18 protein-coding genes are annotated in these 14,900 nt (G+C 73.3%); 17 read left to right on the top strand and 1 reads right to left on the bottom strand.

The window, feature by feature from the left end; all coding sequences use genetic code 11:
* From L0977_RS10520 to cobJ, 12 genes are all read left to right on the top strand, one after another.
* Positions 1 to 1,374 (top strand): cobyrinate a,c-diamide synthase, encoded by a 1,374-nt coding sequence (locus L0977_RS10520; protein WP_234264816.1) that lies wholly within the window; start codon positions 1 to 3, stop codon positions 1,372 to 1,374.
* Positions 1,371 to 2,186 carry a cobalamin-binding protein gene (locus L0977_RS10515; protein ID WP_234264815.1) on the top strand — a complete coding sequence of 272 codons (816 nt, stop codon included), beginning with the start codon at positions 1,371 to 1,373 and terminating at the stop codon, positions 2,184 to 2,186. The genes L0977_RS10520 and L0977_RS10515 overlap by 4 nt, the downstream gene beginning before the upstream one ends.
* On the top strand, positions 2,179 to 2,757 hold the full coding sequence (locus L0977_RS10510; RefSeq protein ID WP_234264814.1) for a bifunctional adenosylcobinamide kinase/adenosylcobinamide-phosphate guanylyltransferase: 579 nt from the start codon (positions 2,179 to 2,181) through the stop codon (positions 2,755 to 2,757). Before L0977_RS10515 ends, L0977_RS10510 begins: the two co-directional genes overlap by 8 nt.
* Positions 2,754 to 3,656, top strand: a complete 903-nt coding sequence (locus tag L0977_RS10505; protein WP_234264813.1) for an ABC transporter substrate-binding protein — start codon at positions 2,754 to 2,756, stop codon at positions 3,654 to 3,656. Before L0977_RS10510 ends, L0977_RS10505 begins: the two co-directional genes overlap by 4 nt.
* Positions 3,653 to 4,735, top strand: a complete 1,083-nt coding sequence (locus tag L0977_RS10500) for a FecCD family ABC transporter permease (RefSeq protein WP_234264812.1) — start codon at positions 3,653 to 3,655, stop codon at positions 4,733 to 4,735. Before L0977_RS10505 ends, L0977_RS10500 begins: the two co-directional genes overlap by 4 nt.
* Positions 4,732 to 5,526 carry an ABC transporter ATP-binding protein gene (locus L0977_RS10495; RefSeq protein ID WP_234264811.1) on the top strand — a complete coding sequence of 265 codons (795 nt, stop codon included), beginning with the start codon at positions 4,732 to 4,734 and terminating at the stop codon, positions 5,524 to 5,526. The genes L0977_RS10500 and L0977_RS10495 overlap by 4 nt, the downstream gene beginning before the upstream one ends.
* A 52-nt stretch (positions 5,527 to 5,578) precedes the next feature.
* Complete coding sequence (locus L0977_RS10490) at positions 5,579 to 6,256, top strand: energy-coupling factor ABC transporter permease (protein ID WP_234264810.1); 678 nt, start codon at positions 5,579 to 5,581, stop codon at positions 6,254 to 6,256.
* A gap of 66 nt (positions 6,257 to 6,322) precedes the next feature.
* On the top strand, positions 6,323 to 7,069 hold the full coding sequence (gene cobA / locus L0977_RS10485; RefSeq protein WP_234264809.1) for a uroporphyrinogen-III C-methyltransferase: 747 nt from the start codon (positions 6,323 to 6,325) through the stop codon (positions 7,067 to 7,069).
* 8 nt (positions 7,070 to 7,077) lie between these two features.
* A complete protein-coding gene (gene cobG / locus L0977_RS10480) occupies positions 7,078 to 8,280 on the top strand; it encodes a precorrin-3B synthase (protein ID WP_234264808.1) in 1,203 nt (400 codons plus the stop codon).
* Positions 8,264 to 8,896, top strand: coding sequence for a precorrin-8X methylmutase (locus L0977_RS10475; RefSeq protein ID WP_442786626.1), 633 nt, complete (start codon positions 8,264 to 8,266; stop codon positions 8,894 to 8,896). Before cobG ends, L0977_RS10475 begins: the two co-directional genes overlap by 17 nt.
* A complete protein-coding gene (cobI, locus tag L0977_RS10470; protein ID WP_234264807.1) occupies positions 8,896 to 9,627 on the top strand; it encodes a precorrin-2 C(20)-methyltransferase in 732 nt (243 codons plus the stop codon). Before L0977_RS10475 ends, cobI begins: the two co-directional genes overlap by 1 nt.
* 83 nt (positions 9,628 to 9,710) lie before the next feature.
* Positions 9,711 to 10,451 carry a precorrin-3B C(17)-methyltransferase gene (gene cobJ / locus L0977_RS10465; protein WP_234264806.1) on the top strand — a complete coding sequence of 247 codons (741 nt, stop codon included), beginning with the start codon at positions 9,711 to 9,713 and terminating at the stop codon, positions 10,449 to 10,451.
* On the opposite strand, the gene L0977_RS10460 is transcribed toward cobJ, so the two are convergent.
* The gene (locus L0977_RS10460) at positions 10,421 to 11,197 is read right to left on the bottom strand and encodes a cobalt-precorrin-6A reductase (RefSeq protein WP_234264805.1); all 777 of its coding nucleotides are present in this window, start codon (positions 11,195 to 11,197) and stop codon (positions 10,421 to 10,423) included. The two genes, cobJ and L0977_RS10460, sit on opposite strands and share 31 nt — an antisense overlap.
* Here L0977_RS10460 and cbiT point away from each other — a divergent pair.
* Genes cbiT through cobO form a run of 5 tightly spaced genes read left to right on the top strand, consistent with a single transcriptional unit; the run spans position 11,196 to position 14,895 of the window.
* Positions 11,196 to 12,380: a precorrin-6Y C5,15-methyltransferase (decarboxylating) subunit CbiT gene (gene cbiT, locus L0977_RS10455; protein ID WP_234264804.1), complete on the top strand. Its 1,185-nt coding sequence runs from the start codon at positions 11,196 to 11,198 to the stop codon at positions 12,378 to 12,380. The two genes, L0977_RS10460 and cbiT, sit on opposite strands and share 2 nt — an antisense overlap.
* 2 nt (positions 12,381 to 12,382) lie before the next feature.
* Positions 12,383 to 12,775, top strand: a complete 393-nt coding sequence (locus L0977_RS10450; RefSeq protein WP_234264803.1) for a cobalamin biosynthesis protein — start codon at positions 12,383 to 12,385, stop codon at positions 12,773 to 12,775.
* Positions 12,772 to 13,557 carry a precorrin-4 C(11)-methyltransferase gene (gene cobM, locus L0977_RS10445; protein WP_234264802.1) on the top strand — a complete coding sequence of 262 codons (786 nt, stop codon included), beginning with the start codon at positions 12,772 to 12,774 and terminating at the stop codon, positions 13,555 to 13,557. Before L0977_RS10450 ends, cobM begins: the two co-directional genes overlap by 4 nt.
* Positions 13,554 to 14,336: a precorrin-6A synthase (deacetylating) gene (gene cobF, locus L0977_RS10440; protein WP_234264801.1), complete on the top strand. Its 783-nt coding sequence runs from the start codon at positions 13,554 to 13,556 to the stop codon at positions 14,334 to 14,336. Before cobM ends, cobF begins: the two co-directional genes overlap by 4 nt.
* Entirely contained in the window at positions 14,326 to 14,895 is a 570-nt protein-coding gene (gene cobO / locus L0977_RS10435; RefSeq protein ID WP_234264800.1) for a cob(I)yrinic acid a,c-diamide adenosyltransferase, read from the top strand. Before cobF ends, cobO begins: the two co-directional genes overlap by 11 nt.
* Positions 14,896 to 14,900: the final 5 nt, after the last annotated feature.

Raw genomic sequence — 14,900 nt, 5'->3', positions numbered from 1 at the left:
ATGACGCACCCGGCTGCACCGCTGCGTGGTGCCCAGGCCTGCCCGGCGCTGATGGTGGTGGCGCCGGCCTCGGGCCAGGGCAAGACCTCCGTCACCGCGGCCTTGGCGCGCCTGCACACGCGGCAGGGGCGGCGGGTGCGCGTGTTCAAGTGCGGGCCCGACTTTCTGGACCCGCACTGGCACGCGCTGGCCAGCGGCCGGCCGGTGCACAACCTCGACCTGTGGCTCAACGGCGAAGACGATGTGCGCGCCCGCCTGCACACGGCGGCGGCCGACAGCGACCTGATCCTGATCGAAGGTGTCATGGGCCTGTTCGACGGCGAGCCCAGTGCGGCCGATCTGGCACAACGTTTCGGCCTGCCCGTGCTCGCCGTCATCGACGCCTCGGGCATGGCGGGCACTTTCGGTGCGCTGGTGCACGGCCTGCGCCACTACCGGGCGGGCCTGCCCTGGGCCGGCGTGCTGGCCAACCGCGTGGCCAGCGAAGGCCATGCCCGCATGCTGTGCCGCTCTGTGCGGGCCGACGACCTGGGCGCCGAACCGGGCGGGCTCGACGCCGGCTGGCTCGGGGCCCTGCCGCGCGATACGGCCTTTGCACTGCCCGAGCGCCATCTGGGACTGACCCTGGCGGCCGAATTGCCCGATGCGATGGCGCGCCTGGACGCGCTCGCCGACGCCCTGGCCCGCACCCCGCTGGGCCAGCTGGACGCGGCCGGCTGGCAGCGCTGGGCCGTGCGTTTCGAGGCGCCGGAACCTGCCTCCACGCCCGCCTTGCTGCAAGGCCGCACCGTGGCCGTGGCGCGCGACGCCGCCTTCTGCTTCATCTATCCCGCCAACCTCGACACCCTGCGCGCGCTTGGTGCCGACGTGGTGTTCTTTTCACCGCTGGCCGACGAACCGCTGCCGCCGTGCGACGCGCTGTGGCTGCCCGGCGGTTACCCCGAACTGCATGCGGCGGCCCTGGCGTGCGCCGGCACCAGCCGCGCCGGCATCGCCGCGCATGTGGCGGCCGGGCGCCCGGTCTGGGCCGAATGTGGCGGCATGATGCCGCTGTTCGAGGGCCTGACGCTGGCCGGCGGGGAACGCCAACCCATGTGGGGCCTGCTGCCCGGCGAGGTGCGCATGCAGCCCCGGCTGGCGGCGCTCGGCCCGCAGCGCTGGGCCACGCCGCGCGGCGACCTGCGCGGCCACACCTTCCATTACTCGCTCACCGAATCGCCGCTGGCACCGGTGGCGCAGACCGAGGCCGCCAGCGCCTACGGTCGCCCCGAAGCCGTGTACGGCCAGGGGCCGGTGCGGGCGAGCTATTTCCACGCCTGGTTTGCCTCCCACCCGGTGGCCAGCGCGGGCCTGTTCCTGCCGGAGGCCGCATGACCCTGCCCGGACCGCAGCGCATCGTCTGCCTGACCGAAGAGACCACCGAGTGGCTGTACCTGCTGGGGCAGGAGCAGCGCATTGTCGGCATCAGCGGCTACACGGTGCGGCCCCGCCGGGCCCGCGCCGAAAAACCCAAGGTCAGCGCCTTCCTGAACGCCAAGATCGACAAGATCCTCGCGCTGCAGCCCGACTGCGTGTTCGGCTTTTCCGACCTGCAGGCCGACATCGCCGCCGCGCTGATCCGCGCCGGCGTGCCGGTGACGGTGTTCAACCAGCGCAGCGTGGAACAGATCTTCGACATGCTGTTCCAGGTTGCGGCCGTGGTGGGCTGTGCCGATCAGGGCCTGGCGCGCATCGCCGCGATGCGCGAACGGCTGGCCGCGATTCGCGCCGAGGCCGACGCGCTGACGGCCGCCGGCAAGCGGCGCCCGCGCGTGTTTTTTGAAGAATGGGACGAGCCGCACATCAGCGGCATCCGCTGGGTGTCCGAACTGCTGGGCATGGCCGGCGGCGACGACGTGTTCCCCGAACTGGCGGTGCAGCCGCTGGGCAAGGACCGCATCATCGCCGACGGGGCGCAGATCGTGGCGCGCGCGCCCGACATCGTGATCGGCTCGTGGTGCGGCAAGAAGTTCCGGCCCGAAAACGTGGCCGCGCGCCCGGGCTGGGCCGCCGTGCCGGCGGTCCGGGACAACCAGCTGTTCGAGATCAAGTCGGCCGACATCCTGCAGCCCGGCCCGGCCGCGCTGACCGACGGCGTGGCGCAACTGCACCACATCGTGCAGGCCTGGAGGCTGGCCCATGGTTGAAGGTCTGCGCAGCGAATTCATCCTGGGCGGCCAGCGCAGCGGCAAGTCGCGTCGGGCCGAAATGTGCGCCCGCCAGTGGCTGGATGCCTCGCCCGCCCATGCGGCGGTGCTGATCGCCACCGCGACCGCCTGGGACGACGAGATGCGCGAGCGCATCGCGCGCCACCAGGCCGACCGCGCCGTGCGCGTGCCTGGCCTGCGCACGGTGGAAGAACCCGCCGCGCTGGCCGCCGCCCTGCGCCGCTGCAGCGATGCGCAGACCCTGGTGGTGATCGACTGCCTCACCCTGTGGCTGACGCATCTGCTGATGCCGGCGGCCACCGCGGCGGCGCTGTCCGACGCGGCGGTGGCCGCGGCCGGCGACGACCTCTGCCGCGCCATCGCCGAGGTGCCGGGGCCCGTGGTGCTGGTGGGCAACGAGATCGGCCTGGGCGTGATTCCTATGGGCCGCGAGGTGCGGCACTTTGTCGACGCCCTGGGGCGGCTGAACCAGCAGGTGGCGGCCGCGTGCGAAGGCGTCACGCTGATGGCGGCCGGTTTGCCGCTGACCCTGAAAGGAGCCCTGGCATGAGCGCACTCTGGCGACGGTGGTGGCTGGGGGCGCTGTGTGTGGCGCTGCTGGGCGGGATGCCCGGCCTGGCGCTGGCGCAGACCCGGATCACCGACGACCTGGGCGCGACGGTGGTGTTCGACCGCCCGCCGCAGCGCATCGTCAGCCTGCTGCCTTCGCTGGCCGAAATCGTGTGCGAACTGGGCCAGTGCCAGCGCCTGGTGGGGGTGGACCGTTACACCAACTGGCCGGCCAGCGTGCAGGCGCTGCCGCAGGTGGGCGGCGGCCTGGACCCGAACATCGAGCGCGTGGTGGCGCTGCGCCCCGACCTGGTGCTGATGTCCGTCTCGTCCCGCGCGGGCGACCGGCTGCGCGCGCTGGGCCTGAAGGTGGTGGCGCTGGAGCCCAAGACCCATGCCGACGTGCAGCGCGTGATGCTCACCGTCGGGCAGGTGCTGGGCGTGCCCGACGCGCAGAAGATCTGGCGCGCCATCGACGCCGCCGTGATGGCGGCCGCGCTGTCGCTGCCGCCGGCCGCGCGCGGCACGCGGGTGTATTTCGAGGTCAACCCCGGCCCCTATGCCGCGGGCGAGAGTTCGTTCATCGGCGAGACGCTGCAGCGCCTGGGCGCGCGCAACATCGTGCCGGCCGCGCTCGGGCCGTTCCCCAAACTCAACCCCGAATACGTGGTGCGCGCCGATCCGGACCTCATCATGGTCGGCCAGCGCAGCGTCGACGGCCTGTTGCAACGCCCGGGCTGGCAGGCCCTGCGCGCACTGCGCCAGCAGCGGCTGTGCGTGTTTACCGCCGACGAATCCGACACCCTGGTGCGGCCCGGCCCGCGCATGGCCGAAGGCGCGCGCCTGATGGCGCGCTGCCTGGCCGACAAGGCAGCGGTCCGCCCGGGAGCGCGCCCGTGAACGCCCGCCGCGCATCCTGGCTGTTGGGGGCTCTGCTGCTGCTCGCGGCCGCTCTGGCGCTGCTGGGCGTGTGCGTGGGCAGCGCGGGTTTTGAAAACCTGGTCGGCCCGCTGCTGGACCCGGTCAGCGACCCGGGTGCCACCGCCATGGCGCAGCAGATCGTGTGGGACATCCGGCTGCCGCGCACGCTGGGCGCGTGGTGCGCCGGCGCGCTGCTGGGCCTGGCCGGTGCGGTCGCGCAGGGGCTGTTCCGCAACCCGCTGGCCGATCCCTTCCTGCTCGGCAGCGCTTCGGGCGCTTCGCTTGGCGTGGCGCTGGCCTTGGCGGCGCTGGGGGGCGGTGCCGGCATGCTCGGCGGCGCAGGCATGATGAACGGGGCCATGGCCATCGGCGTGTTTTCCAGCAGCGCCTGGGTGCGCCTGGGCCTGACCGGTGCCGCCTTCGGTGGTGCCGTGCTGGCGGTGCTGATCACGCTGGCGCTGGCCAGCGGCGTGCAGCACACGCTGCGGCTGCTGCTGGCCGGCGTGGTGGTGGGCGTGGTGCTGGGCGCCATGACGCACCTGGTGCTGCTGTTTTCGCCCGAATCGTTGCAGGCCATGCAGGCCTTCATGCTGGGCTCCACCAGCTTCGTCGGCTGGACCGCCTGCGCGCTGATGGCCGGCGTGTGGGCGCTGTGTGCGCTGGCGGCGGGCTTGCTGGCGCGGGTGCTCGACGGCTTGAGCCTGGGCGACGCCACCGCGCGCAGCCTGGGCCTGCCCATCGGTCCCATGCGCGCCGCGCTGGTGGCGGTGCTGGCGCTGGCCACCGGCACGGCCGTGGCCCAGACCGGCCTGATCGCTTTCGTGGGCCTGGCCGCGCCGCACCTGGTGCGTTCGTTGGTCAAGACCACCAGCGCCTACCTGATGCTGCTGGCCAGCGCCATGGGCGGGGCCTTGCTGATGGCCGCCGACACGCTGGCGCGCTGGCTGATCGCGCCGCAGGAACTGCCGGTGGGCGTGCTCACCGCGGTGCTGGGGGGCGGGTACCTGCTGTGGCTGATGCAGCGCAACACGCGCGTCATGCGGGGGGCTGGTCTGTGACGACCCTGCCGTTCACCACCACCGCGATCGAGGCGCGCGACCTGGAGGCCCGCCTGGGCGGTGCCACGATCCTGCACGGCATTGACCTGTCGCTGCCGCGCGGCCGCTGGACCTGCATCGTCGGCCCCAACGGGGCTGGCAAGTCCACGCTGCTCAAAGTCCTGGCGGGGCTGCTGCCGGCCACGGGCCACGTGGGATTGCTGGGCCGGCCGCTGGCCGACTGGCCACAGCGCCAGCGTGCGCAGCACCTGTCGTGGCTGGGGCAGAGCGAACACGGCGGCGACGACCTCACTGTGTGGGACGTGGCCATGCTTGGCCGCCTGCCGCACCAGCCCTGGCTGAGCGCTCCCGGCGCCGCCGACCGCGCGGCGGTCGAGCGTGCGCTGCGCGCCACCCAGGCCTGGGACTGGCGCGCCCGTTCGCTCGGGCAACTGTCCGGTGGCGAGCGCCAGCGTGTGCTGCTGGCGCGGGCCCTGGCGGTGGAGGCCCAGGTGCTGCTGATGGACGAACCCCTGGCCAACCTGGACCCGCCGCACCAGGCCGACTGGCTGGCGCTGGTGCAGGCCCTGGTGGCCGAAGGCCGGACCGTGGTCAGCGTGCTGCACGAGGTGGGCATGGCCCTGCATGCCGACGACCTGGTGGTGATGGCGCAAGGCCGCATCCGCCACCAGGGCCCCTGCGCCGACCCCGCCACACACCGCGCACTGGAGGCGGTGTTCGACCACCGCATCGCCGTGCACGCCCTGCAGGGCCAGTGGGTGGCGCTGCCCCGGACCGGGGCGCCCGGCTGAAACGTTTTTCAAACCGCGTTGCGCGCAACGCATTTTTTCGAGGAGTGGAGTCATGCACATTGAACCCGGATTGGTCGACGGCACCAAGATCGTCCTGAGCTATGCCACGGCGGCAGCGTCGCTGGGCTATGCGGCCAAGCTGTCGCTGGACATGGTCCGCAAGGAAGGGGTGGCGGCCCTGCTGCTGCGTTCGCTGTTCACCATCGCGCTGGTGTTCTGCTTCTTCGAGGTGTTGCCGCACCACCCGGTGGGCGTGTCCGAGGTGCACCTGATCCTGGGCACCACGCTGCTGCTGCTGTTCGGTGCCGCACCCGCGGCCATCGGCCTGGCCGGTGGCCTGCTGGTGCAAGGCCTGTTCTTCGCGCCCTTCGACCTGCCGCAGTACGGCATGAACGTCACCACGCTGCTGGTGCCACTGTTCGCCACCGCCGCGCTGGCGCGCCGTGTGATCCCCGCCAACGTGGCCTATGTGGACCTGCGCTACGGCCAGGCCCTCAAGCTGTCGGTGGCCTACCAGGGTGGCATCGTGCTGTGGGTGGGCTTCTGGGCGCTGTACGGCGGCGGTCTGGAAGTGAGCAACCTCGCCAGCATCGGCAGCTTTGGCGTGGCCTACATGAGCGTGGTGCTGGCCGAGCCCCTGATCGACCTGGCCGTGCTGGCCGTGGCCAAGACCCTGCACCGCCTCAAGGGCACGCTGGTGGTCGAGCCGCGCCTGCACAACGCCGCCTGAGGGCCACCGGGCCATGGTCATGGTGAGGAACCGGCGCCACGCGCCGGACGCCGGGAGACGCGGATCGTGAGCGATCGGCCACACACCACTCAGGTCGCGATCGTCGGTGCGGGCCCCGGCCCGGCCGACCTCATGACCCTGCGTGCGCTGGACCGCCTGCAGCGCGCCGAGGTCGTCGTGCACGACCGCCTGATTTCGCCCGAGATCCTGGCCTGCATTCCGGCGACCGCGCAGCGCGTGTACGTGGGCAAGGCCCTGGGCCACCACAGCGTGCCGCAGGCCGGCATTCATGCGCTGCTGATCGAACACGCGCGGGCAGGGCGCCGGGTGGTGCGGCTCAAGGGTGGCGACCCCTACGTCTTCGGGCGCGGCGGCGAAGAGGTGCAGGCCCTGCTGGCCGCGGGCATCGCCTTCGAGGTGGTGCCCGGGGTCACGGCCGCCAGCGGCTGCGCTGCCGCCGCCGGCATCCCGCTCACCCACCGCGAGCTGTCGGCCAGTTGCGTGTTCCTGCCCGGGCACCTGGCCGACGACGAAGCCACCCACGACTGGCGTGCGCTGGCCCGGCCGGGCCAGACCCGTGTGTTCTACATGGGCATCCAGCGCCTGCCGCACATTGCCGAACGCCTGATCGCTGCCGGCCTGTCGCCCGAAACGCCGGCTGCGATCGTGCGCGACGGCACCCGCCCGACACAGACCGTGCTGGCCTGCCGCCTCAGCCGCCTGGTGGCCCAGGCGCCGGCCTATGGGCCGCAACCCGGCCTGCTACTCATCGGCGAGACCGTGCAGCTCAGCCCGCATTTCGAGGCCGCCTGAAAGGGCGCATGCGCATGAACCTGCCCGACCCTACCGCGCTGCGCGGCGAAAACCCGGTGACCGTCAAGGGCTGGTGCCCGGGGGCGGTGCGGCCGATGGCGGCCAGCGATGGCCTGGTGGTCCGGATCCGTCCGCCGGCCGGGCGCCTGAGCCGCGCGCAGGCAAGTGCGGTGGCGGCGCTGGCAGAGCGCTACGCCCACCCCGTGCTGGAGCTGACCAACCGGGCCCACCTGCAACTGCGTGGGGTGGCCCCGGCCCAGCACGCGCCGCTGCTCGACGCCCTGCAGCGCCTGGGCCTGGCCGATGCCGACGCGGCCGGCGAGGCCCGCCGCAACGTGCAGGTGCAACCGCTCTGGACCGATGGCGACATCACCCCCGGCCTGGCCCTGGCGCTGAGCGAGCGCCTGGCCGGTGACGGCGCTCCCGCGCTGCCCGCCAAGTTCGGCTTTGTGGTGGACACCGGGCCGCAGCCCTGCCTGCGCGGGGCCTATGCCGACATCCGGCTGGAACGCCATGGCGCGGGCGTGCTGGTCCACGCGGACGGCGCCGATCACGGTGTCGCCGTGCCGGTGGCGCAAGCGCCCGCCTGCGCGCTGGCGCTGGCGGACTGGTTCCTGGCAGCGGGTGGGGCGCCCACCGGGCGCGGGCGCATGGCCGCCTTGCTGCAGCGCCAGCCACTGCCCGCCGCCTGGCGGCAGACCCCGGTGGCAGCGGCCCCGGCGGCGCCTCCGCATCCCGGGCCCCAGGCCGCCGGGTTCCTGGCCGGGCTGGCCTTCGGGCTCCTGCCCGCACACACCCTGGCGGTGCTGGCCGAACACGGTGCCCTGCGCCTGACGCCGTGGCGTGCGCTGCTGGTGGAGGGCGCCCGGCATCTGCCGGCCCTGCCCGAGCTGGTCTGCACGGCCGACGATGCCCGGCTGCGCGTGGCCGCCTGCACCGGCGCACCCGGTTGCGAACAGGCCGCCGGTCCCACCCGGAGCCTGGCGCGCGAACTGGCGGCGCTGGTGCCGCCCGGGCAACGGCTGCACGTGTCCGGCTGTCCCAAGGGCTGTGCCCACCCGCAACCGGCGGTCACTGTCGTCACCACCCCCGGGGGGCTGGACCTGGTCCGCTGGGGCACGGCCGCCAGCCAGCCTGCGTTCCAGGGGTTGGACCGGCCGACCCTGACCACCCATCTCCACGAATCGTTTGCGCATGCTGCACCGCTATGAACGCGATGGCGACGCCATCTACCGACAGTCCTTCGCCATCATCCGCTCGGAAGCGGATCTCGGCCGCTTTTCCCCGGTGGAGGAACTGGCCGTGGTGCGCATGATCCACGCCGCCGGGCTGGTCGGGCTGGAGCGCCATGTGGCCTTCACGCCGAGCATGGCGGACGCCACGCGCCAGGCCTTGCAGGCGGGTGCGCCGATCCTGTGCGACGCGCGCATGGTCAGCGAAGGCATCACGCGCAAGCGCCTGCCGGCTGGCAATGCGGTCATCTGCACCCTGCAGGACCCGCAGGTGCCCGCGCTGGCAGAGCAAGGACAGACCACCCGCAGCGCAGCGGCGCTGGAACTGTGGCGACCGCACCTGGCCGGGGCGGTGGTCGCGATCGGCAACGCCCCCACGGCGCTGTTCCACCTGCTCAACATGCTGCAGGACCCGGCCTGTCCGCGGCCGGCCGCGGTCATCGGCTGCCCGGTGGGCTTTGTCGGCGCCGCCGAGTCCAAAGCCGCGCTGATGGCCTCGGGCGCTGCCCCCGCGCTGGTGGTGCACGGGCGCCTGGGCGGCTCGGCCATCACCGTGGCGGCGATCAACGCGCTGGCCAGCGAGCGGGAGATCTGATGGGCCGCATCGTCTGCACCGGCCTCGGACCGGGCGATCCCGAACTGATGAGCGTGCGCGCCGACCGCCTGGTGCGCTCGGCCCGGCACGTGGCTTTTTTCCGCAAGAAGGGCCGCCCCGGGCAGGCCCGCAAGATGGTGGACGGGCTGCTCGCGTCCGGCGTCACCGAATACCCGATGGAATACCCGGTCACGACCGAACTGCCGTTCGACAGCCCGGCCTACATCGATTGCCTGGCCCGCTTCTACGACGACTGGGCCACGCGCCTGGCCACGCTGGCCCAGACGCAGGACATCGTCGTGCTGTGCGAGGGCGACCCGTTCTTCTACGGCTCGTTCATGCACCTCTACACCCGCCTGCAGGGCCGCGCGGTGGTGGACGTGGTGCCGGGCATTCCCGGCATGGTGGGTTGCTGGTCGGCCACCGGCCAGCCCATGACCTGGGGCGACGACGTGCTGACCGTGCTCATGGGCACCCTGTCCGAGGACACGCTGGTCGAGCGCATGCAGACGGCGGATGCCATCGCCGTCATGAAGACCGGCCGCAACCTGCCGCGCGTGCGGCGCGCGCTGGCGCGTGCGGGCCGGCTCGACCAGGCCTGGCTGGTGCAGCACGGCACCATGGCGCAGCAGCAGCTGGGGCGCCTGGCCGACACGCCCGACGAGGCCTGCCCGTATTTCGCCATCGTGCTGGTGCACGGCCAGGGGCGGCGCCCGGAAGTGGCCGAATGATGAGCACCCACGCTCCACCGCTGCGCGGGTCGCAGCCCCCCGAGGGGGCTGATCCGGCTTGGGGCGGCCCGGCGCCGGATCGCATGAGCGGCTGGCTCTGCATCGCCGGCCTGGGGCCCGGCGCCGACGCCCAGATCACGCCGGAAGTGACCCAGGCCCTGGCCGAGGCCACCGACGTGCTGGGCTACATCCCCTACGTGGCGCGCGTGGCGCCCCGCAGCGGCCTGACCCTGCATCCTTCGGACAACCGCGAGGAACTCGACCGCGCCCGCGCTGCGCTGGCCCTGGCGGCCGCCGGTGGCCGGGTGGTGCTGGTGTCGTCGGGCGACCCTGGTGTGTTCGCCATGGCCGCTGCCGTGTTCGAAGCCATGGAGGGCCGGCCCGACTGGCAGGCGCTGGACCTGCGCGTGCTGCCCGGCATCACCGCCATGCTCGCCGCCGCCGCGCGCGCCGGGGCGCCGCTGGGGCACGACTTCTGCGCCCTGAACCTGAGCGACAACCTCAAACCCTGGTCGCTGATCGAACAGCGCCTGCGCGCCGTGGTGGGGGCCGACATGGCCGTGGCGTTCTACAACCCGCGCTCGGCCAACCGGCCGCACACCTTCGAACAGGTGCTGCAGGTGCTGCGCGAGACCTGCGCGCCCGACCGCCTGCTGCTGTTCGCCCGCGCCGTCAGCACGCCGCAGGAGCGGCTGCTGTGGGTGCCGCTGGGCGCGGCGCAGGCCGACATGGCCGACATGCGCACCGTGGTCATCGTCGGCAGTTCGACCACGCGGCGCGTGGGCCGCTTCGTCTACACGCCGCGCTCGGCGCGGGCCGCATGAACGGGATCGTCACCATGCGTGCAGTCCAGCCACCGCAGCACCTCGGGCACCGAGCACACCACGGGCCGCGCGGGGATGGGCGGCCGGTCGATCAGGATCACCGGGCAGCCGCGCTGCCGTGCCGCGTCCAGCTTGGCCTGCGCGCCCTGGCCGCCGGCGTTCTTGGCCACCACGTGGGTGATGCCATGCTGCGCCAGCAGCGCCAGGTCGTTGGCCAAAGTGAAGGGGCCCCGGTCGAGCACCACCGCGCCCCGCTCGGGCGGCAATTGCAGGCCCGGATCGACCAGCCGCAGCAGGTACCAGTGCCGGGTGTCGTCGAGAAACGCCTGCACGTGCTGGCGGCCGATGGCCAGGAACACCCGCGCCGGGGTCGCCGGCAGGGCCGCCACGGCGGCGGCCAGGTCGGGCACCTGCTGCCAGCGGTCGCCGGGGTGCGCCTGCCAGGCGGGGCGCTCCAGTGCCAGCAGCGGCAGGCCTTGTTCGGCGCACGCGGCGACCGCGTGCCGGCTCATCTGGGCGGCAAAGGGGTGGGTGGCGTCGACCACGTGGGTGATGGCCTCGCGCTGCAGGTAGTCGCGCAGGCCCGCCACACCGCCGAAGCCGCCCACGCGCGTGGGCAGCGGCTGCGTCAGGGGCGCGTCGGTGCGCCCGGCGTAGGAGAACACGGCATCCACCCCCACGGCGGCCAGTGCCTGGGCCAGCCGGCTGGCCTCGGTGGTGCCGCCCAGCAAGAGGACACGCGGCATGGCTGAAGCTTGGCTGTCGATCATCGGTATCGGGGAAGACGGGCTGGCGGGACTCGGCGATGGTAGCCGCGCCGCGCTGGAGCGCGCCGCGCACGTGTTCGGCGGACCGCGCCACCTTGCCCTGGCCGGGGTGGGCGCGCGGGGCGTTGCCTGGGGCGTGCCTTTTGACATCGCGCCGGTGCTGGCCCTGCGCGGCCAGCCGGTGGCGGTGCTGGCCTCGGGCGACCCGTTCTGGTTCGGTGCGGGCGGCAGCCTGTGCCAGCACCTGCAGCCGGGCGAATGGATCGCGTTCGCCCAGCCGTCCACGTTCTCGCGGGCGGCGGCCAGGCTGGGCTGGCGGCTGGAGCACGTGGCCTGCCTGGGGCTGCATGCCCTGCCGCTGGCGGCCGTGCGGCCCTGGCTGCGGCGGGGCCAGCGCCTGCTGGTGTTGGTGCGCGACGCCGACGCGCTGCGCAGCCTGGTGGCGCTGGTCGGTGCGCAGGGTTATGGCGCGTCCAGCGCCTGGGCGCTGGAACGCCTGGGCGGACCGCAGGAACGGGTGCGCGGCTTCCGCGTGGACAGTCCCGATCTGCCGGGGCTGGACGCGCCGCTGGCGCTGGCGCTGGACCTGCACGACGGCCCGCGCGGCCTGCCGGCCAGCAGCGGCCTGCCGGATGCGCTGTTCGCGCACGACGGGCAGATCACCAAGTCGCCGATGCGGGCGCTGACCCTGCGCGCGCTGGCGCCGCGCCCCGGCGAGCGCCTGTGGGACCTGGGCGCCGGCTCCGGGTCCGTGTCGGTGGAGTGGTGCCTGGCCGGCGGCACGTCGCACGCGGTGGAGCGTTCGCCCGAGCGGGCCGCCAACATCCGCCGCAACGCCGAACAGCTGGGTGTGCCGCACCGCCTGAGCGTGCATGTCGGGCACGCGGCCGACACCCTGGCGGCCTTGCCACCGGCCGATGCGGTGTTTGTCGGCGGTGGTTTCGACCGCCCGCTGTTCGACGCCCTGTGCGCGGTGCGGCGGCCCGGTTGCCGCCTGGTCGTCAACGGCGTGACCCTGGAAACCGAAGCCCTGCTGCTGCAACTGCACGCGCAACACGGCGGCGAGCTGCTGCAGGTGTCGCTGGCGCAGGCGCAGCCGCTGGGCAGCCTGCGCGGCTGGCAACCGGCGCGCCCGGTGGTGCAGTGGAGCGGGGTGCTGTGACCATGCTGATCGCCGGATTCGGTTGGCGCCAGCAGGCCAGCGCACAGGCGCTGCGGCAGGTGCTGGCCGCCGCCCTGGAAGCGGCTGGGCAGGGCGGGGCGGCGCTGCGCGCGCTGGCCTGCGCGGCCGACAAGCGCGACCACCCGGCCTTGCAGCAACTCGCCCTTGAACTGGCGCTGCCCGTGCGGGCGGTGCCGCTCGACCTCTTGCAATCGCAGGCGGCGCAACCCAGCGACCGCGTGCCCGCGCGCTACGGCGCGCACAGCCTGGCCGAAGCCGCCGCGCTGGCCGCCGCCGGCCCCGGTGCGGTGCTGGCGGCGCGCCGCCACATCAGCGCCGATGGCAGCGCCACCGCCGCCATCGCCCTTGTGCCCACAGAAACCTCGACCCCATGACCGTTCATTTCATCGGCGCCGGACCGGGCGCCCCCGACCTGTTGACCCTGCGCGGCCGCGACCTGATCGCGGCCAGCCCGGTCTGCCTGTACGCCGGCTCGCTGGTGCCCGAAGGCGTGCTGGCGCACTGCCCGCCGGGAGCGCGCATCGTCAACACCGCGCCGCTGTCGCTGGCGCAGATCGTGCAGGAAATCCGCACCGCCCACGAGCAGGGGCAGGACGTGGCGCGCCTGCATTCGGGCGACCTTTCGGTGTGGTCGGCCATGGGCGAACAGCTGCGGGCGCTGCGCGAAGCCGGCATTCCCTTCACCGTCACGCCCGGCGTGCCGTCGTTTGCCGCCGCCGCCGCCACGCTGGGCTGTGAGCTGACGCTGCCGGGCATGAGCCAGTCGGTGGTGCTGACCCGCACCAGTGGCCGCGCTTCGCCCATGCCCGAGGGCGAGGCGCTGGCGAACTTTGCCCGCACCGGCGCGACGCTGGCGATCCACCTGTCCATCCATGTGCTGCCGCAGGTGGTGCGCGAGCTGGTGCCGCATTGCGGGGCCGACTGCCCGGTGGCCGTGGTCTGGCGCGCCAGCTGGCCCGACGAGCGCGTGGTGCGGGCCAGCCTGTCGACCGTCGAGGCCGCCCTGGGCGAAGGCATCGACCGCACGGCGCTGATCCTGGTCGGGCGCAACCTGGGCGCCGACGACTTCGGCCACAGCCGCCTCTACGCGGCCGACTACGACCGCCGCTACCGTCCGCTGGGGGCGCAACCCCGTTTTCCCGCCGGCACCGAATGAAGATCCACCTGAGCCTGATCGGCATGGGGGCGGGGCACCCCGACCACATCACCCGCCAGGGGGTGGCGGCGCTGCAGCGCGCCCAGCTGGTGCTGGTGCCGCGCAAGGGCGCCGACAAGGCCGACCTGGCCGACCTGCGCCTGGCGCTGTGCCGCGAACTGCTGCCCGAGGGCGCGGCGACCATCGCCCCGTTCGACATGCCGGTGCGCGAAGGCGCCGACACCGACTACCTCGGCGCCGTGGACCGCTGGCACGACGCCATCGCCCAGGTCTGGCTCGACACCATCGCCCGCCAGCTGCCCGCGGGCGGCGAGGTGGCCTTGCTGGTCTGGGGCGACCCCTCGCTCTACGACAGCACCCTGCGCATCGCCCGGCGTCTGGCGCCGCGTGTGGACCTGACGACCACCGTGGTGCCAGGCATCACCGCACTGCAGGCCCTGACGGCGGCGCACGCCATCCCGCTCAACGACATCAACGCCCCGGTGCTCATCACCACCGGGCGCCAGTTGCGCGAGCGCGGTTGGCCCGACAGTGCCGACACCGTGGCCGTGATGCTGGACGGGCAATGCGCCTTCCAGACCCTGGACCCCGCCGGCCTGCACATCTGGTGGGGCGCCTACCTGGGCCTGCCGCACCAGCTGTGCATCAGCGGCCCGCTGGCCGAAGCCGGCCCCGCCATCCTGCGCGAGCGGGCGCAGGCGCGGGCGCGCCACGGCTGGCTCATGGACACCTACCTGCTCAGGCGAGCACCCGACAAGGAGACCTCTCATGCACATTGAAACACCGCCGACGCAGCGCGACACGCCCAAACCCCAGGGTGAACGCCGCGGCCTGGTCATGGTCCACACCGGCAACGGCAAGGGCAAAAGCACGGCCGCCTTCGGCCTGGCCGCGCGTGCGCACGGCCGCGGCAAGAAGGTCAAGGTCTACCAGTTCATGAAGGTGCCGTCGGCGCGCTTCGGCGAACACCGGCTGTTCGAACAGCTGGGCATCCCCATCGAAGGCCTGGGCGACGGCTTCAGCTGGAAGAGCCGCGACCTCGACCACTCGGCCGAACTGGCGCTGGCCGGCTGGGCCAAGGCCGACGCCACCATCCGCGCGGGCGAACACTTCATGGTCGTGCTCGACGAAATCATGTACCCGCTGCGCTACGGCTGGATCCCGCTCGACGCGGTGCTGACCTGCCTGCGCGAGCGCCCCCCGCAGGTGACGGTGGTGCTGACCGGCCGCAACGCCCCGGCCGAACTGATCACGCTGGCCGACACCGTGACCGAGATGACGCTGGTCAAGCACCACTTTGCCGCCGGGGTGCCGGCGCAGCGTGGCATCGAGGACTGACCACC

Source organism: Hydrogenophaga sp. NFH-34 (genome assembly GCF_021401345.1).
In the GTDB taxonomy this organism is placed as follows: domain Bacteria; phylum Pseudomonadota; class Gammaproteobacteria; order Burkholderiales; family Burkholderiaceae_C; genus Hydrogenophaga; species Hydrogenophaga electricum.
Note: the sequence above shows the minus strand (reverse complement) of the source record. Positions and strands in the feature narration are given on the sequence as shown.